Origin of the sequence: Cytobacillus sp. FSL R5-0569 (assembly GCF_038007265.1) — a bacterium.
Taxonomy (GTDB): domain Bacteria; phylum Bacillota; class Bacilli; order Bacillales; family Cytobacillaceae; genus Cytobacillus; species Cytobacillus kochii.
In genome coordinates, this window is sequence record NZ_JBBOWW010000001.1 from 3366377 (window position 1) to 3385812 (window position 19436).

A 19436-nucleotide genomic window follows, 5' to 3' on the forward strand; every position below is an offset into this window, starting at 1 on the left:
TCCTAACTTTATTCCTTAACACTTTCTCTAGATAAGTCAGATTCTAGAACGGCTTCATTATTTCCATCAGAAACTGATCTTTCTCCGTTTGTTAAGAAAACTTTGTATGTGATATTGCTTTTATCTTTTTCAACTTCAACATAGGAACCATTTTTATTTTTATTTCTTTTATATCCATTTTTAACTTTATCTGGATCATCCATCTTTTCCAAATAACCAGATTCCTCTATATCAGCTAAGTATATTATTTTATTTCCATTGTTCTCTTGAATAACATCCTCTGAAGCTACCATTAATTTAGCTGAACTAATCATCTGCCTTGCATTGGCGACGTGAGCATCCTTTTTACTATTATCAATCAATCCTCCGATACTAGGCACAGCAATGGCAGCTAGTATACCAAGGATGACAACAACTGCTAATAATTCAACAAGCGTTAGCCCTCGCTCATTTTTACACTGTTTTTTCCATTTTTTCAACATGTTCATCTACCTTTCTATCTTTTTATTTAAAATAGGTATAATTACCTAAGTATATTATACCTATTTTTCTGTGAAATAAATAGATATTTTTTCCTCTAAATGGTAGATATTATTCAACATGATTAAAAATATCAAACATAGGCACAACGATACTGATAACGATTGTACCGACGATAAGTGCTAAGATGATAATCATAAGCGGTTCAAGCAGCGCTTTCATCCGTTCGGTTGTCTGATCGATTTCACTATCATATAAATCAGCTACTTTTTCAAGCATCTCATCTAAGGAACCACTTCTTTCACCAACGGCAATCATATGTGAAAGCAATGGAGGTAGCAGACGATTCTTCATCGGCTTCGCTAATGATCTTCCTGTCTCAATACTGAGACTTGCATCTTGTAGAATAGTTTTTATTACCGTTAAGGAAGCCATTCTTTCCACTATTTTAAGTGCTTCTACAATCGATACAGAACTGATTAACAAGCTTGATAATGTTCTCGTAAATAAAGCGACCTCTTTAATAATAAGCATTCTTCCGATAAATGGGGTACGTAACAATAACCAGTCTCTACAACCTCTAAGGAGTTTATGATCACGAAATAGTAAAATCGTGAGTACAAGCACGAATAAGAAAAAGAGAATCATATACCAGTTCATCGTAAGGTAGTCACTAATACGAAGGACAAATATCGTAATGGCTGGAAGTTCTGCATTGAAGCCTGCGAACATTTGAACGAATGTCGGCACCACTTGTAGCATTAAAAATAGAACAACAAAAATAGCAATGATGCTGACAACAATAGGATAGGCTAGGGCAGATAAAACCTTGTTTTTTAGCTGATTTTGTTTTTCGTAATATTCGGCCAGACGGCGTACGACATCATCTAGCATCCCCCCGGCTTCTCCAGCATGTATCATATGAATCATATAAGGCTGAAACAAATCAGGGTGTTCTTTTACTGCTTCCGATAGAGGCTTTCCTTCATCCAAAGTGTCTCTCATACTTAATAATGCTTGCTTTAAACGTTTATTTTCCGTCTGCTCTGCTAACATATCTGTTGCCTCAATTACTGTAATTCCAGCTTGTAAAAGGGCAGCGAATTGCCTCAAATACACTACAAGCACACTTGTCTTTAATCCCTTTTTTATGGCAATATCTTTTGTCCAGAATGTTTCTCTCACTTCATTTAATTCGATAACCCGAAATCCTTTTTGCTCTAATTTAGTGACCGCCTCTTTTTTTGTCCAGCCATGAATGATTCCTGTCCGCTTTCCTTTTAAGCTTTTAGCGACATAGGAGAATCTAGCCATGACGTCTCCTTTCTTTTATAAAAGGAGAAGCCACCTCCGGAGAGATGAGCTGTTTTTGTAATAATTTCGTTACGCTTGTCTCTAGTGTATGCATGCCAATCTCTCTTGATGTTTGCATCACATTGATGAGCTGATGGATTTTCTCGTTACGAATAAGGTTAGCTACTGCTGCTGTATTCACTAATAATTCAGTAGCTACCGTTCGACCGGTACCCGTTTTTAAAGGCAAGAGTCGCTGTGAAAAAACCCCTACTAAGACGGATGAAAGTTGAAAGCGAATTTGCGTTTGTTGGTCAGCCGGAAAAACATCAATCATACGATTAATTGTTGAAGGAGCACTAGATGTATGCAATGTGCCTAGAACGAGATGACCCGTTTCAGCAGCTGTAATCGCTGTTTGAATCGTTTCAAGGTCACGCATTTCACCCACCAATATGACATCAGGGTCTTGTCTTAATGCAGCCCGCAACCCGTTGGCAAAGTTTTGTGTATCAAAACCGACTTCTCTCTGATTAATAATTGACCGATGATGTTTATGTAAATACTCAATCGGATCTTCTAAAGTGATAATATGCTTAGAAAAAGTTTTATTCATTTGTTGAATAATAGCTGCTAATGTTGTTGATTTGCCGCTACCTGTTGGTCCCGTCACTAAGAAAAGCCCTTGTGGTTGCTCAACTAATTTAGCTAACACCGGCGGTAAAGAAAGCTGATTCAATGTTGGAATGCTGACTGGAACAACACGAATTGCGAGGCTTATACATGACCTTTGATGATAAGCATTGACTCTAAAACGGGATAAACCAGGAATGCCATATGAGAAATCTAATTCCCCTTTTTCTTTAAACTTTTGCCAAAGGTGAATAGGAATGATCTCTTTAGCCATCTCCTCTGTCGCCTGTGGTGTTAATATTTCCTCTGTGATTCTTTCTAGCACACCATTGATACGAATAATCGGTTGAGTCCCTACACTAATATGTAAGTCAGATGCCTGTTTGTTATACGCGCTCGTTAACAAATCTATCATTTTCATTTCCCAAACTCCCCCCTTCCTCTAACATCGTTACTTTTAACACTTCCTCTAAAGTCGTCAGTCCTTGAGAGATTTTATGCAATCCGTCTTCTAATAAGCTTCTCATCCCAGCTTTCTTGGCTGCGATTTTTAATGTAGTAGTATCATCATCAGTAGTAATAATTTTTCGCAAAACGTCGTTTAATGTAAAAACTTCATGTAAAGCGATTCTCCCTTTATACCCTGTCATCTGGCAATGACTGCACCCTCTCCCTCTTTGTAAGTTTTCAGGTTCAATTCCTTTGCTAGCAAATACCGTTTGCTCATACGAAGTAGGTGTAACGGTTTCCCTACATTCAAGGCAGACTTTGCGTACCAATCTTTGAGCAACCACACCATTTAATGCTGAGCTCACTAGGAAAGGTTCAATTCCCATATCGATTAACCTCATCACCGTTGACACACTATCATTTGTATGGAGAGTACTTAAAACGAGATGCCCTGTTAAAGCTGCCCTTATAGCGACTTGAGCTGTTTCTTGATCTCTTATTTCACCGATCATGATGATATTTGGGTCTTGCCTTAATATAGATCTCAATCCACTAGCAAAGGTCATCCCCACTTGCTTATGAACTTGTAGCTGATTGATTCCTTTTAGAATTTGTTCAACAGGGTCTTCAATCGTAATAATATTGACTTCTTCTTTATTCATTTCATGCAAGGCGGCATATAAGGTAGATGTTTTTCCGGCACCAGTTGGTCCTGTAATTAGTACAATACCTGCCGGTTGCTGAATCATCTGCCTTATTTGTATTAAATATTCTTTTTGAAAGCCAAGATGTTCAAACTTCATAAGCCGCTCTTGCCGATCTAATATTCTTAATACCGCTTTTTCCCCATGAACCGTCGGAATAATAGACACCCTTATATCGACCGTGCGATAATCAATTGGTATTTTGACACGTCCGTCTTGTGCTATTCTTTGCTCGGTTGTATCCATCTCTGCCATGATTTTAATTCTTGAAAATAGTTCATTTTGGATTGATTTCGGTAATTCCCTCTCTCGACGTAATAACCCATCAACGCGAAAGCGAATAACAACACTGCTTTCTTGTGCATCTATATGAATATCACTAGCCTTCATGGCAATGGCACTACTTAATAATTGATCTATTAACTGGATAATCGGTGCATTCCTTCTACTTCGTTGCTTTCCTTGCCTTTCATTCCCAGTTGCCACTTCTTCTTTAGGTTCATCTCGATAAGAGCGATGGATCGTACGAACAATATCATCTTTAGCAGCAATGGCTGGATGAATTTTATACCCTGTTGTTAATCGAAGATCATCAATTGTATAGTAATCTAGTGGGTCCGCCATCGCCACGAGGAGATGGTCACCCTCAAGCTTTAAAGGAATGACAAGATTTCTCTTCGCCACTTCCATTGAGATAAATTGCAAAATTGAGGGATTGATTGGATAAGCCGTTAAGTCCACATGAGGAATGCCCAATTGCCATTCGAGCGCTTGAATGAGTTGTTTCTCCGTTATTAATTCGCTTTGTAGTAAGGCATCCCCGAGCTTTTGACTCTTGTTCTTTTCCCGTAATACCTTCTCTAATGCTTCATGGGTGATAACACCGGCATCTATTAATAATTCACCTAATTTTTTGCGCAAGAGATTTCCTCCTTTATTTCTCCATTTTTTCGCCCTCTATCCCCCATAAATCATCACGCGGTTCACTTTCTTCATTAGAATCCTTTGTTACTTTTTTGTTCTCTTCATCTTCCCTACCGTCACCTCTCCATTCAATTGTAGATATGGGGGGATAATAATCTTTCAATCTAGCAAATGTCTCTATAAACATACCTTTTCGCTTCTGGCGCTCAATGACAACCCGTATACCTACGGCACCCTCTTCAATCATTTTCACACCGTCTTCTAACCCTTCTTGGTTATATACCTTTGTCAGTGGCTCAATTTGCTCCGTCTCTTTTATTACGGCTTCATAATCATAAATAAATGGTGGCCCCATTAAAGTAAAATACATCCTCCCCCTGTTCTCTTCTATTTTGATTGTATAATTGACAGTATTAGGGTTGTAGAATTTGAAATCATGTTGTCTTTTTTTGTCCACGTAAGCTTCATATCCTGCCTCAGTAAAGCTTGGCTGCTTATTTTGAATGTATCTTTCTTCAATGGAAAAATTCGTATGTAAGGTAAGTTGATAAATGCCTGTTGCTATTATATGTAGATCATTTTCCTCACCGAATTGATCTAACACAGAGAAAAGGGAACGATTATCGATAGCAATGGATTGGGTATAGCCACTCCAATCAGCATCTACTTGTAGTACAACTTGAGCGAGTGGTTCTTGTACAAGTGTTACAGGTAAGTATTCCTCTATTTGCACATTATAGGATGTTTCTAATCTACTAACTTTATCTACAATGTCCTCATAGATTTTATTCATTTCTTCTTCATTCAACGTCAATTGTGAAAATAATTCTTCTACACGCTCATAAAATAATTGCTTATCATATTCAACAAAAAGTGGATTATTTGTTCCTTCTGTTAGTTCTTCAACAGTATCCTCCACGTTAAAGCGAAATAATTGCGGGTCAAGTATCCATTCTTCATCAAGGTAGGCAACCTTTATTTGTGCTTTATTTCGCCATTGTTCTATTTTTTGCAGTAACTTACTTTTTATTTCTCCTTCACTTAAACCTTTAATGACCACATCTGCCACTTTCGTTTTGCTTGAATGAATAGAAGGAGGAGTGGCATGAGCAACATACTGCCAAACGATGATGAGCAGAAGAATTAGTACAATACTTGTTAGAATTATTCTTGCTTTCATTTTTCTTCACCTTCATGTACGAATGCCATTGCAGATCCGCACTTATTTTTATAAATAGGGATTATACCTAACCCTTCTATATCCAATGCATTGTCACATTTACAAGCACTCGTCTCATCCTCTATCTCAACCCAAGATGTATCTGTAGCGAAAACCACACAGTGATGGTCAGATAGCGCGATCGCCTTGTTCCCTTCTTGGGTAGCAAATAGGGTTACTCCTACTTCAATCAAACGACGATGTTGGATATCAAATTGACTTTGTGTGATTTGTTTGGTTGATTGAAGGACACCTAACAAAAGCGGTGGGATGATAATAAATAGCAACAATATAAGCAAGAGAACAGTAACAAGTGCATACCCCTTTTCGCCATTTTCCTTTACTCGCACCTTGAACCCTCACCTTCAAGTTGTGATATACCATAGAGTTCCTCTAAAGGCTCATCTCCTTCCTTTCCAGTAGAGACAGTAACCTTCAGTATTGCTTTTTCTTCTACCATCTTCTGAATCACCTTAATAACATATTCTTGGTCGTTTATATCAACAGTTTCTTGACCGCACTTTCCCTCTATTAATGCTTTCTCTGCTAGTTGTAATGCAGTAAAATCATTCTCCGCTCTTGTTATTTGTCCGTTTGCATTGATAAAGACAGAAATAAACGCAGTAAGTACAATCGTGATTAACAAAAGAGAAACAATGACTTCAATGAGTGTTAACCCCTTTTGTTTTTTTAATAGTTTAAAAATTCCTCATTCACCTCCAGGTAATTATTATGTAAAATAAAGGTATGAAGGGGGTATAAAGAAATGGGTCAATATAACTATAAAAATAACATAGGTATGACATTAATTGAAGTACTAGCGACCATTGCTATCCTTTCAATTATTAGTTCTGTCATTTATGGTACTTTTATTTCAATAGAGAAAACAAAAAGTAAGACTTTTACTTCTGTCAATTTAAGGCAAGAATCTAACCTCATTATGGCTTATTTAAGAGACTTACATCAAGTAAAATATGCAACAACGCCACAATATTCTTTATCGCTACCTTCTTTACTATTAAGAAATGATATTCACTTCAAAGACATCTCGATTAAACCTGCTAATCAAAGCACAGCAGATCCTTATTGTAGTTATCATGAAGATGATGTGAAACCTCTTGAGGATTGCCTCATTTCTAGTGATGTTATTGATGTTCAATTCACTCTTGCAGGCGGAGAAGATACTTTCGGTGTTCATACAAAAATAAACAAACTGCTGATAGGAGATAAAGAGGACGATTCCGGAAACGTGGAGAATCCCGGCGACGGAGAAGATAATGGCGAGGACCCTGATGAAGGAGAGAATTCTACTTGCTCTGACAGCTTTTATCAATGTATGATAGAAAGTCAACTATTTCTCCATGGTTCCTCATTTGCCTTTCATGGTAACCGAATCAATGGTAGCGATGCCACCATATATATTGGAGATTCATTAAAAACTGCCCAGATCAATGGCGGCGCCTTAAGTAGTGTTTCTAATCTATTTATAGATGGAGATGTAAATTTACAAGGAGGTAGTGCAGGGTTAGGATCAGCTTCTAAGCCAGGGCAAGTTTGTATTAACGGCGACTTTTCAGCCTCAGGTGGACGTTCTATTTATGGTCATACCGTTGTGAATGGAAGGGCCAATATTAAGGATACGACTTTTTATCAACCTTTAACAATAATGAAGGATGCAGTGTTACCTGGAGGAACATATAAAGATAACGTACATATTGGTGGTGACACATACATCAAAGATGCTTACTTTGAGAAGGCGCTTTTTTCTCATCAAGACTTGACGGTTGATTGGACTCCATCCTTTTCTCCTTCCGCTTTAGCAACATATGTTGGAGAATTGTATCATCCGAATAATATAGATTTATCCGCTTATCAAAAAGGATCATCTTTAGAAAAGTTAACGAGTTGTAGCATCCCTTCTTACCCTCTTCTTAAAACCAAACCAGCAGGATGGTATGAAGCAAATGGCTATGGTTCCTCAGTAAAAAGTGAAAATATGAAATTATTTGGCGAAGATATTACCATTTCTCCATATCTTGACGAAAAATACCGTTATATAAACTCCTTTTCAAAAGCAGTAATTATTGCTACCGGTGATGTATATATCGGTTCACAAAGTCAATGGATTGAACGATTTAGCGGAGTTGTATTTGCTCCATATGGAAGTGTAACCTTTTATGGAGGAGAATTTAATGGCAGTATCATTGCTAAAAATGGCGTTTACCTTATGAGTGGGGGAACAACAGTGAACTATATCCCGATTAGTGATTTTTTTGCTCAAGAAAAGGATTTCCCTCTTGAATAAGACACATAATGAGAAAACGCCAATTGCTCTATTCATGTTGGTCAACTAAAAAGTAAAGGGCGATTCTAAAAGTATTTGACGCCCTTTACTTATACGGCTACAAGCAATATCCATCGTAACCAATCATTATTGATGAGCAAAAAAACGCTTTACTTCGGAAATAAAGTATAGGGAACCTGTAATCACTAAAACATCATTTTCACGCATCATTTCCTTCGTTTCTTTTATTGCTTCTTGCCAATCAGCTGTAACTAAATGATGATTCTTTTGACTGATTGCAGACAGTTCCTCAGCTGTTGCCGCACGAGGGAAATCAAACCCTACAAAAGTAATCGCTTTCGCACAATCCTCCATTCTTTGAATCATGCCTTGCAGTGGTTTGTCCTTTAATGCTGCAAAAATAAAATAAATATCACGATCTTGATAGCGCTTTTCTAATTCGTCACAAACAGCAGCCATTCCTTCTTCATTATGTGCTCCGTCTAAAATCGTTAGTGGTGCTGTTGCCACGCGCTCAAAACGACCAGGCCAATACATTTTTTTCAAGCCTCTCTCTATGCTTACTTCTGAAATCACAAAGGAAAAATATTGATTCAGAAAATCGACCGCCATCAACGCCAAGCTAGCATTTTCTACTTGATGAACACCTGACATCGATATTTCTAAATAGTCTCTTTGCCTAAATGTATTCTGAAAAGAAAAGGCCTCACCTACTTCTGTCGATACGATATGCTCCGCTTGGAATTGCTTATTTGCTTGATAAACTTTTGCATGTTTTTCTTTTGCTGTCTTTTCGATAACAGCCACTGCCTCATCTTGCTTAACACCAGTAATAATTGGTGTTCCAGGCTTTATAATCCCAGCTTTTTCAGAGGCAATCTTCTCAATCGTATCACCTAATATCGCTGTGTGATCAAGACCGATATTTGTAATGATAGATAATAGGGGATGAAGGACATTTGTTGAATCTAGTCTGCCACCTAATCCTACTTCAAACAAAGCAATATCAACCGGTTCAATATGGGCAAAATAATGAATCGCCATTGTTGTTATAATTTCAAATTCAGATGGCTCTCCTAGTTCTGATCCTTCGAGCTCTACTGCAAGTGGATAAATATCATTCACTAGCTGGACAATATCTTTATCAGAAATCGGCTTGCCGCCTAATGTAATCCGTTCATTGAATTGCTCTATATATGGAGAAGTAAATGTACCTACCATAATCCCCTCTGCTTCAAGGATCGAGTGGATATAAGCAAGTGTCGAACCTTTACCGTTCGTTCCCCCTATATGTATAACCTTCAGTCTTCTTTCTGGATGATTCAACTTTTCCATCATCCATTCCATCCTTTGTAATCCTGGTTTGATCCCAAGACGAAGACGAGAATGAATCCAACCAATTGCTTCTTCATATGTTGTAAACATTTCTATCTGCCACCTTTATTAATATAACCATTATAAGAGGAGACGATATTTCGCCTCCTCTCCTATTATACCTTATTCACCTTTTAATTCGTTCATTCTTGCTTCAACTGCTGAACGTTTTTCGCTATAATCTTGTTCTTTCGCTTTTTCTTCAGAGATTACTTTTTCAGGTGCTTTCTTAATAAAACCTTCATTGCTTAATTTTTTCTGAACACGTTCCACTTCTTTATTTAACTTATCCCATTCTTTTTGTAGACGAGCAATTTCTTCATCAATATTAATTAAACCTGCTAATGGCAGAATAATTTCTGCTCCAGTAACAATTGCTGTCATCGCTTTATCAGGTGCTTTTGCATCAATCGCAATAGTTAATTGCTCAGGGTTACAGAAGCGTTCAATATAACCAACATTTTTACTTAAAACCTTCTGTACATTTTCATCTTTTGTTTTGATGAGCATATCAATCTTCTTACTCAATGGTGTGTTTACCTCTGCACGAATATTACGTACAGAACGAATAATTTCCACAAGCAGTTTCATTTCTTCTGCTGCTACTTTATCGGAAAGCTCTTCATTCACAGTCGGCCAAGAGGCAACTGTAATCGATTCTCCTTTATGAGGGAGGTTTTGCCAGATTTCCTCTGTAATAAACGGCATGAATGGATGCAATAATCTCATTGTTTGGTCTAATACATAAGCGAGAACAGATCTTGTTGTCTGTTTAGCCGCTTCATCTTCACCGTATAATGGCAGTTTTGCCATTTCAATATACCAGTCACAGAAATCATCCCAAATGAAGTTATAGAGGATTCTGCCCACTTCACCAAACTCATAACGATCGGACAACCTTGTTACCGTTTCAATTGTTTCATTTAAGCGCGTTAAAATCCATTTATCTGCAACCGATTTTTCACCGGTTAAATCAATTTCATCATAAGTTAATCCATTCATGTTCATTAAGGCAAATCGAGAAGCGTTCCATATTTTATTGGCAAAATTCCACGTAGATTCTACTTTTTCAAAGCTGAAACGCAAATCCTGACCTGGTGAGCTTCCTGTTGATAAGAAATAGCGCAAAGAGTCTGCACCATATTTCTCAATAACATCCATTGGATCAACACCATTACCTAGTGACTTACTCATCTTACGACCTTCCGCATCACGAACCAATCCGTGAATAAGTACATCTTTAAATGGACGGCCACCAGTAAATTCAATACCTTGGAAAATCATTCTAGATACCCAGAAGAAAATGATATCATAGCCTGTTACTAACGCATCAGTCGGATAATAGCGTTTAAAATCAGCACTTTCTTCATTCGGCCAACCTAATGTAGAGAATGGCCATAACGCTGATGAAAACCATGTATCAAGCACATCTTCATCTTGTTTCCAGTTCTCACTATCACTCGGTGCTTCTGTTCCTACATATACTTCACCTGTTTCCTTATGATACCAAGCTGGGATGCGATGGCCCCACCAAAGTTGACGAGAAATACACCAGTCACGAATATTTTCCATCCAGCGTAAATACGTATTTTCAAAACGATCTGGAACGAAGTTGACTTTATCTTCACCCTTTTGTAACTCAACAGACGCATCCGCAAGTGGTTGCATTTTTACAAACCATTGGGTAGACAAATAAGGTTCTACAACTGCTCCACTACGTTCTGAATGACCAACAGAATGAAGATGCTCTTCGATTTCAAAAAGAATACCTTCTTCTTGCAAATCTTTAACGATTTGTTTACGACATTCGAAACGATTTAGCCCTTGATATTTGCCAGCATTCTCATTCATTGACCCGTCTTCATTCATTACTAGAATTCTTGTTAGGTTATGACGATTACCAATTTCAAAGTCATTTGGGTCATGAGCTGGTGTAATTTTTACTGCTCCTGAACCAAATTCCATGTCAACATAATCATCTGCAACAATCGGAATTTCTCTTCCAGTAATAGGTAGTTTCACCGTTTTACCAATCAAGTGTTGATAACGCTCATCTTTAGGGTGAACGGCAACCGCTGTATCACCTAACATCGTTTCAGGTCTTGTTGTCGCAATTTCAATATGACCACTACCATCTGTTAATGGATAGCGCATATGATAGAACGCCCCTTGAACATCTTTATGGATCACTTCTATATCTGATAAAGCTGTTTGAGTAGAAGGGTCCCAGTTAATAATATACTCGCCTCTATAAATCAAACCTTTATTGTATAAAGCAACGAAAACTTCTTGTACAGCATCTGATAACCCTTCGTCTAGTGTAAAGCGTTCACGGTTATAATCTAGACCGAGACCAAGCTTAGACCATTGTTGTCTAATATGTCCTTTATATTCATTCGTCCATTTCCACGTTTCCTCTACAAACGCTTCACGACCAAGATCATAACGACTTTTTCCTTCTTCGCGCAGTTTTTGTTCAACTTTTGCTTGAGTAGCAATACCTGCATGGTCCATACCAGGTAACCACAAAACATCATACCCTTGCATGCGCTTCATTCTCGTCAAAATATCTTGAAGCGTTGTATCCCATGCATGACCAAGATGCAACCTTCCCGTTACATTTGGTGGCGGTATCACAATTGTATAAGGTTTTTTCTCCGGATCATCTTTTGCCTCAAAATATTTTCCTTTTAACCACCAATCATAACGACCTTGTTCAATAGACTGAGGGTCATATTTTGTTGGCATCGTGATATTATTCTCTTCCATCGCCTATTCATCCTTTCTCACATTCGCTTATCGTTAACAATCAAACAAAAGCAAAATAAAAAACTCCACTCGTCACAAAAAGGACGAATGGAGTTGCTTCCGCGGTACCACCTTTTTTTCAATTACCATAAACTTTAGTAATTGACTCTCGAATGGATAACGGCGTTCCCGTCTTTCGCTAATAATAGAACTACGTTCACGAAAGAAGCTCCAGGGCGACCTTCCAATGGGTTCGCTTAGAAAATCTCACAGCAATTGATTTTCCTCTCTTAAAGCAAAGCGCCAATGTACTCTTCCCTATCAAAGCTTTTCATTTGTTTGAATATAAAGTAATACTACCTAAAAATAGTCACTATAGTCAATAAGGATGACCAATTTTTTTTATTATATACATGATAATAAAAAAAGGGAACAAACCTGTAAAAAAAATTGCTCATATTTTGAGCCTGCCTATGTATGAGGGAATATGCGCAGGATGAGGATGCAAAAGAGAAATCCACTACCTAAATGTAAACTTTCGAGGAGGGGTAGAAAGGTATACCCTAAGATATAAAACTTGCTTTTACTGAGTGAGTTTGTTTACCATTTGGATTCTCTTAAAATGAATATAGGAGCCCAGGTTTTATCCATTTTGGGCTCCTTCTTGTTCTGCATTCGCCTTCTCAGCTGCTTCTTGTGCTTGTTTTTTCTGACGCTCAATTTCATCAATCCTCATAGCCACATATTCCGTATTTTTTAATAACCAAAATTGCCTTTGTATATGCTCTACATGCTTTCTTTCATTCTTTTTTGACTTACCATTATGATATTTTTCTGCTGCGCGAATGACAGGCCCTGGATGAGCAAAATAACTTTGAAATAACAGCATTTCATCTTCTCTAAACGGATAATGCTTAAAATAAGTGTAAATCCAATCGACAGCATCGTCCGCACGCTTCGGAAAGGTTTTTAATGACCTTGATAAGAACGGAAGAAGATCATGCATAGGTGAACTTCTCTTCGCTTCTTCAAAATTCAAAAAATAGCCATATCCGCGCTCATCATACAAGAAATGTTCGGTAGAAATTTTTCCATGTATAACAGCTGTACGAACTTTTTCCTCTTCCTTCGTTTTTTCGTACCAATCCTTTAATTTCTTCGTTGAGAAAGTTAAAGCTTGAGCGATATCATTATAATATTGTGTAAACATCAATTCATAAGGAGATAAATATTCCCTAGATTCACATGTTTCAATAAAACCATCCAAAAATTCACTCTGCTTTTCCCATTCTAGTAACGTATTTTCATAATGCTCTTCACGTTCTTCTTTGGAGACTTCCACTTCTTTCGTACTTAAGACATGCAAGCGAGCAAGTTCTCTAAACATTTGTTGATGCCGTTCAAATTGATCTTCTTTAATCTCATTAGCTAGCCAAGGCATTAAATAATACAGCTTTTGGTTGTGTAAAACGGCATACCTACCATCAACCGTCGGATAAATCGGGACGATCCGGTTATAACCCATTTGGTATAATTGCTGAATATAACGAATGAAGTCCGCACCATGATTTGCTTTTATTTTTTTTAAAGAAAAAACACCTTTGCTAGAGTAAACCTTTTGAACGCTACCAAAACTTTCGATGAAATTTGGCTCAAGTGCATAGTGTTTTAAGATCGGACCATATTTTTTTAATCTATTTTCCTTTGCCACTTAGACCACTCACTTTCCTCGCTTACCTAAACTGTGTAAGTAAACAAGTGACACTGATAAAAATGCGAGCAGACCGATGAGATCTGCTCTTAATGTACTCCCCTTATCCGCTAGTTCGTAACAGCTACAGGGATATATAAAACTTGGCCTTCATGCACTTCTTGATTCAATTCTAGTTGATTGGCTCTCATTAATGTTTGTGGTGTCACATCATATCTTTCTGAAATAAGATCAATCGTATCATTAGGCTGGACAATACATACCTTAACCTTCGTCAATTGTTCTTCATCTTCTTTACGAGCAAAAAATTCCGTCAAACTCATGCTTTTCTTGCCCTTTACTTTTTTCTTTTGTGGTTTCACTTCTTCTGAAGAGGATTCAAGCTCATCTTTCAATTCTTCAAGCTCTTGAACTGGTTTTGTTTCTTCTACTTGCTTAACCTCAAAAATCTCTTCTGCTTCCTGCTTTTTCTCTTCATATCGATTAGCTATAAAAGAAACCTCTGGCATATCAATGGGTTCTTCTTCTTGGGGCTCAAGAATAGGTAAGGAGCGATTTAATACCGGTTCTTCTTCAACCACTTCTGGCTCCTGCTTCGCTTCAGCAACAAACACATCTTCATCTTTTTCATTCTCCTCTGGTAGGGAGAAGTTAATTTCTGTTGTTTGTTCTTCTTCACGACTGGTGTCTGTGTCTTCTTCTTCTTGATCCTGAACCGTTGAACGTTCTACCGTATCAAGTTCAAGCACATTATTCTCATCTTCAGTATATGCCACATGCTGTTGGTCACCATACAAACCAGATATCGTCAAATTAGCATGGAGTTTCATGCAACTTCTTTCAGGAAACATATAATCAAATGACTCTACTTGGACATCAATATCATCCAATCTCTCAATACGGTTATTCGGGATCGTAATATCTACAGGAAAGTAGTGTGTAAACTCACATACCCCCTCTTCCCTTTCTTCCACAGATTGGATAAACCTTAATGTTGATGGCGGTTCATTCATACTGTCCTCGGTTGATTCATCACGATGATATTCGCCTGTTAGTTCTAGTGCACCTTGAATCGTTACATACTGCTCACTATCCTGAATCGTTATATTCGGATCAAGTGAAATCGAAAGTAATTGTGATACTTCCTGTCCTTTTTGAAACCAAACGGATTCCTCTAATGAAAACCGCAAGTTCGACGGATTTCCTTGAGACATATCGACTCCTCCTCCCATATCATCAAAAACAATAACATCTTTTCTCTTACACTTTATGAGGAGGAAAAGTGAATTATGATTACTTTACTTAGAAAGGAGCACGTCTTCGATAGAATAACTATATTGTTAAAGAGGAATAGATTAATTTAGGGGTTGTGAATTTAAAATCTCACATCTTTTCCAACAGAGAATTATTTTCTACATAAGTGACTATATCCACTTTGACTATTTTTTCGATGTGAGCCTTTTTCTTTTTCATTCTGGCTACCGTTGTTCTTCTCTTTGCCCCTCTCTCAAAAAGATTGGCATCTTTCGATCGAGAATAAAAAAGCGAACAAATTCCGGAATGGAATTGTTCGCTAAAAACTTATTTCAATTTCGCAAAAGCCTTTTCTGCTGCGGCAATTGTTTGATCAATATCTTTATCCGTTAATGCTGTAGACAGGAATAAACCTTCAAATTGTGATGGTGGAAGGAATACGCCTTGAAGCGCCATTTCACGATAATAAGAGGCAAAGAAGTCAAGATTAGACGTTCTCGCTTGATCATAATTAATGACATCTTCATTTGTAAAAAATAGTCCAATCATCGATCCTGCCCGGTTAATTGTATGTGGAATCTCATATTTTTCTGCTGCTGTTCTCAAGCCTAATTCGAGTTTATCAGCTTTCTTAATAAAGTTAGCATACGTATCCGGTGTTAATTGACTTAATGTTGCATAACCGGCAGCCATCGCAAGCGGGTTCCCTGATAATGTACCTGCCTGATAAATGGGGCCACTTGGTGCAACCTGCTCCATAATTTCTCGTTTACCACCGTAAGCACCAACAGGCAGTCCACCACCTATTACTTTTCCTAAGCAAGTTAAATCAGGTGTAACGCCGAAGAAACCTTGGGCACAGTTATAATCAACACGGAAACCTGTCATTACCTCATCAAAAATAAGAATGGCACCGTATTCAGTTGTCACATCACGTAACCCTTGTAAAAATCCTTCTACTGGTGGGACAACTCCCATATTACCAGCAACAGGTTCAACAATGATGGCAGCGATATCTTCACCAAATTGTTCAAAAGCGTATTTAACACCTTCAAGATCATTGTATGGAACTGTAATCGTATTCTTTGCAATACCTTCAGGCACACCAGGACTATCAGGCAATCCAAGTGTAGCTACACCAGAACCGGCTTTAATTAAGAGAGAATCTCCATGACCGTGATAACAGCCTTCAAATTTAACTATTTTATTGCGTCCTGTGAAACCTCTAGCTAATCTTAATGCACTCATCGTTGCTTCTGTACCTGATGAAACCATACGAATCACATCAATTGAAGGAACACGATCGATGACGAGCTGTGCTAATTCATTTTCAATCAACGTTGGCGCCCCGAAGCTTGTGCCATTTTCGGCAACTTCCTTCACCGCAGAAACAACTTTTTCATTAGCATGTCCTAAAATCAGTGGTCCCCATGAAAGGACATAATCAATATATTCATTACCATCAATATCATAGATTTTTGACCCTTGGCCCTTCTCCATAAAAATCGGATCCATATCAACCGATTTAAAAGCACGCACTGGGGAGTTTACTCCACCAGGCATCAATTTAACTGCTTCTTTAAATGCGGCTTGTGACTTTTCATATGAACGCATAAACATCCCTCTTTTCTTATTTGTGTGAGTTCATCCATTTGGCAGCATCTTTTGCATGATAAGTAATAATTAAATCACTACCAGCTCTTTTCATCCCTGTTAACATCTCAAGCACGATTCTTTCTTCGTCAATCCAGCCATTTTGTGCAGCGGCCTTTACCATCGAGTATTCGCCACTTACATTATAAGTAACAAGTGGTAAATTAATATTGTTTTTCACATCGCGAACAATATCAAGATAAGGCATCCCAGGCTTTACAATGAGGAAGTCTGCACCTTCCATTAAATCTGATTCTGCCTCTCTCATTGCTTCTAAGCGGTTTGCAGGGTCCATTTGGTATGATTTCCGATCACCAAATTGTGGTGTACTGCCAGCAGCATCCCTAAATGGTCCGTAAAAAGCAGACGCATATTTAACTGCATAAGACATAACAGGTATATGTTCAAAGCCTGCCTCATCAAGGCCCTCACGAATAGCGATTGTAAATCCATCCATCATATTAGAAGGAGCAATAATATCTGCGCCTGCTTTTGCTTGACTAATTGCTGTTTGCACAAGTAATTCTAATGAAGCGTCATTTAATATTTCGCCATTTTCAATCAAACCACAATGACCATGGTCAGTATACTCACAAAGACAAGTATCTGCAACGACCAAAATTTCTGGATACTTTTCCTTGATTAATCTTGTTGCTTCTTGGACAATTCCATGTTCATGATACGCCTGCGTACCACAAGCATCCTTTTCAAGAGGAACACCAAATAATAAAACAGATTGGATACCTAGAGATACAACCTCATCCATCTCTTCAGTTAAATGGTCTAATGATAAATTATAAATGCCTGGCATAGAAGGAATTTCTTTTTTTATGTCTTGTCCTTCTGCAACAAAAATTGGATAAATAAAATCCTCCACATGTAGATGTGTTTCTCTTACCAAATTGCGCATATTAGCTGTCCGACGTAAACGGCGATGACGATTAAATTGACTATCCATTGTACTACCTCCAACTTGATTAAGAAATGACTTTTACTACTTCCTTAATTAAATGTTTAAATGTATATATAGTTGGTACAGCATGTACCTTCAAACCGTAAAATTCTGCTCTTTTTGCAGCTATTGGTCCTATACAACCGATGATACTCTTACTTATTTGATTCTTCAAATCATGACCCTCTACGATTTCCATAAAGTGATCAATCGTTGATGGGCTGGTAAATAATAGTATATCAATGCCATCATTCAATAAGCGACCCGTTAATAATTGTTTACTCTCATCAGGAAAAAAATTTTCATAAACGATTCGTTCAGTCACTCTATGCTTTGCTTCCATAAGCTTTTGCTTAATATAATCTCGGGCCAAGTTGCCCTTAGGCAAGAATATATTTTGTTCATCCCCTAAAATTGCTAAAAATTCAAGGGTAAAAGTTTCAGCCACAAATTCCGTTGGTATGAAATCAGCTTTCAAGTCATATTTTGATAACTTTTCAGCTGTTTTCTTTCCTATAACGGCCAACTTCGGTAAGTTTGTCTTCTGTGACACATATGTAAAAAACACCTCAACTGACACACTGCTTGTGAAAATAATCCATTGGTATTGTGTGAAATCATGGGTTTTTAAAGAATGGGCTTCTGTTGTTTCTCTAAACGAAATTAATGGGATAATTACTGGATGTCCACCAAGGGATCTGACCAAATCACCACTAGCCTCCGATTGATCTTTACTTCGGGGAATAAGGACAGACATTCCATGTAAGGCACTGTCCTCATGAATCATCCTTCGTCTAACTCCTCTTTGACAGCATCAATTAATGCTTTTGCACCTAATTCCGATAAGTTTTCTGCTACTTGATACCCTATTGTCTCAGGATCATCACCAACAACCATATCTTTATAAATCGTACGACCATCTGGAGAACCAACTAAACCAGTCAAACTTACTTCACCATTCTCAGTTAAACGTGCAAAGCCTGCAATCGGCACTTGGCAACCGCCCTCCATTTTATGAAGAAATGCACGCTCGGCAAGCACTGTTCTTTTCGTTTCCTCACAAGTGAATGCATCTAAAAGCCTTCTTAGTTCATGATCATCTTCTCTACATTCAATAGAGAGTGCACCTTGACCAACAGCTGGTAAACAAATATCTGGATCAATAAATTCTGTAACGATCTCCTTCGTCCATCCCATTCTTGATAGGCCGGCAGCAGCAAGAATAATGGCATCATATTCTTCTGTTTCTAGTTTAGCAAGACGTGTATCAATATTCCCTCGTATCCATTTAATTTCCAAATCTGGTCTTTTAGCTAAAATTTGTGAACCTCTTCTTAAACTACTTGTCCCGACAATTGCACCTGGTTTTAAGTCAGCTAATTTCACATGGCCTTTGGAAATAAGTGCATCTCGATAGTCTTCTCTTTCCGGAATACAACCAATGGTCAATCCTTCAGGTAAGACAGCTGGCATGTCCTTCATACTATGTACAGCCATGTCAATTTCCTTATCTAACATCGCTTGTTCTATTTCTTTAACGAATAGGCCTTTTCCTCCTACCTTTGAAAGGGTAACATCCAGGATTTTATCTCCTTTTGTCACAATTTCTTTTACTTCAAAATCAACTGCAGGATTCAAACGGCGTAACTGATCAATCACCCAATTCGTTTGTGTTAACGCAAGCTTACTTCTTCTTGAACCGACAATTATTTTTCTCATGACAGCCTCCCTATTCT

Annotated in this window: 16 protein-coding genes and 1 other annotated feature; of the genes, 1 reads left to right on the forward strand and 15 read right to left on the reverse strand. The window is 37.8% G+C overall.

From position 1 onward, the window contains the following. Window positions 1–8: 8 nt before the first annotated feature. From MKX78_RS17110 to MKX78_RS17140, 7 genes are all read right to left on the reverse strand, one after another. On the reverse strand, window positions 9–482 hold the full coding sequence (locus MKX78_RS17110) for a prepilin-type N-terminal cleavage/methylation domain-containing protein (RefSeq protein ID WP_095372393.1): 474 nt from the start codon (window positions 480–482) through the stop codon (window positions 9–11). A gap of 109 nt (window positions 483–591) precedes the next feature. Further along, complete coding sequence (locus MKX78_RS17115) at window positions 592–1794, reverse strand: type II secretion system F family protein (RefSeq protein ID WP_341051683.1); 1203 nt, start codon at window positions 1792–1794, stop codon at window positions 592–594. Next, window positions 1787–2827, reverse strand: coding sequence for a type IV pilus twitching motility protein PilT (locus MKX78_RS17120; RefSeq protein WP_341051685.1), 1041 nt, complete (start codon window positions 2825–2827; stop codon window positions 1787–1789). Before MKX78_RS17120 ends, MKX78_RS17115 begins: the two co-directional genes overlap by 8 nt. Beyond that, window positions 2793–4481, reverse strand: coding sequence for a GspE/PulE family protein (locus tag MKX78_RS17125; RefSeq protein ID WP_307312721.1), 1689 nt, complete (start codon window positions 4479–4481; stop codon window positions 2793–2795). The genes MKX78_RS17120 and MKX78_RS17125 overlap by 35 nt, the downstream gene beginning before the upstream one ends. A 13-nt stretch (window positions 4482–4494) precedes the next feature. Beyond that, window positions 4495–5664 (reverse strand): hypothetical protein, encoded by a 1170-nt coding sequence (locus MKX78_RS17130; RefSeq protein ID WP_307312720.1) that lies wholly within the window; start codon window positions 5662–5664, stop codon window positions 4495–4497. After that, window positions 5661–6053, reverse strand: coding sequence for a hypothetical protein (locus MKX78_RS17135; protein ID WP_307312718.1), 393 nt, complete (start codon window positions 6051–6053; stop codon window positions 5661–5663). The genes MKX78_RS17130 and MKX78_RS17135 overlap by 4 nt, the downstream gene beginning before the upstream one ends. Then, complete coding sequence (locus tag MKX78_RS17140; RefSeq protein ID WP_307313720.1) at window positions 6044–6409, reverse strand: type IV pilus modification PilV family protein; 366 nt, start codon at window positions 6407–6409, stop codon at window positions 6044–6046. The genes MKX78_RS17135 and MKX78_RS17140 overlap by 10 nt, the downstream gene beginning before the upstream one ends. A gap of 60 nt (window positions 6410–6469) precedes the next feature. On the opposite strand from MKX78_RS17140, the gene MKX78_RS17145 reads away from it, so the two are divergent. Next, window positions 6470–8008 (forward strand): PilW family protein, encoded by a 1539-nt coding sequence (locus MKX78_RS17145; RefSeq protein ID WP_307312717.1) that lies wholly within the window; start codon window positions 6470–6472, stop codon window positions 8006–8008. Window positions 8009–8134: 126 nt separating this feature from the next. On the opposite strand, the gene MKX78_RS17150 is transcribed toward MKX78_RS17145, so the two are convergent. From MKX78_RS17150 to hemC, 8 genes are all read right to left on the reverse strand, one after another. Next, a complete protein-coding gene (locus MKX78_RS17150; RefSeq protein WP_095372385.1) occupies window positions 8135–9433 on the reverse strand; it encodes a bifunctional folylpolyglutamate synthase/dihydrofolate synthase in 1299 nt (432 codons plus the stop codon). Between the two features lie 72 nt (window positions 9434–9505). After that, window positions 9506–12151, reverse strand: a complete 2646-nt coding sequence (locus tag MKX78_RS17155) for a valine--tRNA ligase (protein WP_341051693.1) — start codon at window positions 12149–12151, stop codon at window positions 9506–9508. Window positions 12152–12227: 76 nt separating this feature from the next. Next, window positions 12228–12464: a binding site (T-box leader), on the reverse strand. Between the two features lie 309 nt (window positions 12465–12773). After that, window positions 12774–13841, reverse strand: a complete 1068-nt coding sequence (gene ysxE, locus MKX78_RS17160) for a spore coat protein YsxE (protein ID WP_095372383.1) — start codon at window positions 13839–13841, stop codon at window positions 12774–12776. 110 nt (window positions 13842–13951) lie between these two features. After that, the gene (gene spoVID, locus MKX78_RS17165) at window positions 13952–15055 is read right to left on the reverse strand and encodes a stage VI sporulation protein D (protein ID WP_095372382.1); all 1104 of its coding nucleotides are present in this window, start codon (window positions 15053–15055) and stop codon (window positions 13952–13954) included. A 367-nt stretch (window positions 15056–15422) separates the two neighbouring features. Beyond that, a complete protein-coding gene (gene hemL / locus MKX78_RS17170; protein ID WP_307312711.1) occupies window positions 15423–16709 on the reverse strand; it encodes a glutamate-1-semialdehyde 2,1-aminomutase in 1287 nt (428 codons plus the stop codon). 16 nt (window positions 16710–16725) lie between these two features. After that, window positions 16726–17706 (reverse strand): porphobilinogen synthase, encoded by a 981-nt coding sequence (hemB, locus tag MKX78_RS17175; RefSeq protein ID WP_095372380.1) that lies wholly within the window; start codon window positions 17704–17706, stop codon window positions 16726–16728. A 19-nt stretch (window positions 17707–17725) separates the two neighbouring features. Continuing rightward, window positions 17726–18487, reverse strand: coding sequence for a uroporphyrinogen-III synthase (locus tag MKX78_RS17180; protein WP_307312709.1), 762 nt, complete (start codon window positions 18485–18487; stop codon window positions 17726–17728). Further along, entirely contained in the window at window positions 18484–19419 is a 936-nt protein-coding gene (hemC, locus tag MKX78_RS17185; RefSeq protein WP_095372378.1) for a hydroxymethylbilane synthase, read from the reverse strand. Before hemC ends, MKX78_RS17180 begins: the two co-directional genes overlap by 4 nt. Window positions 19420–19436: the final 17 nt, after the last annotated feature.

Coding starts and splice junctions, on each gene's coding strand:
- MKX78_RS17110 (WP_095372393.1), bottom strand. CDS start 482: ATGTTGAAAAAATGGAAAAAACAGTGTAAAAATGAGCGAGGGCTAACG.
- MKX78_RS17115 (WP_341051683.1), bottom strand. CDS start 1,794: ATGGCTAGATTCTCCTATGTCGCTAAAAGCTTAAAAGGAAAGCGGACA.
- MKX78_RS17120 (WP_341051685.1), bottom strand. CDS start 2,827: ATGAAAATGATAGATTTGTTAACGAGCGCGTATAACAAACAGGCATCT.
- MKX78_RS17130 (WP_307312720.1), bottom strand. CDS start 5,664: ATGAAAGCAAGAATAATTCTAACAAGTATTGTACTAATTCTTCTGCTC.
- MKX78_RS17145 (WP_307312717.1), top strand. CDS start 6,470: ATGGGTCAATATAACTATAAAAATAACATAGGTATGACATTAATTGAA.
- MKX78_RS17150 (WP_095372385.1), bottom strand. CDS start 9,433: ATGTTTACAACATATGAAGAAGCAATTGGTTGGATTCATTCTCGTCTT.
- MKX78_RS17155 (WP_341051693.1), bottom strand. CDS start 12,151: ATGGAAGAGAATAATATCACGATGCCAACAAAATATGACCCTCAGTCT.
- spoVID (WP_095372382.1), bottom strand. CDS start 15,055: ATGTCTCAAGGAAATCCGTCGAACTTGCGGTTTTCATTAGAGGAATCC.
- hemL (WP_307312711.1), bottom strand. CDS start 16,709: ATGCGTTCATATGAAAAGTCACAAGCCGCATTTAAAGAAGCAGTTAAA.
- hemB (WP_095372380.1), bottom strand. CDS start 17,706: ATGGATAGTCAATTTAATCGTCATCGCCGTTTACGTCGGACAGCTAAT.
- MKX78_RS17180 (WP_307312709.1), bottom strand. CDS start 18,487: ATGATTCATGAGGACAGTGCCTTACATGGAATGTCTGTCCTTATTCCC.
- hemC (WP_095372378.1), bottom strand. CDS start 19,419: ATGAGAAAAATAATTGTCGGTTCAAGAAGAAGTAAGCTTGCGTTAACA.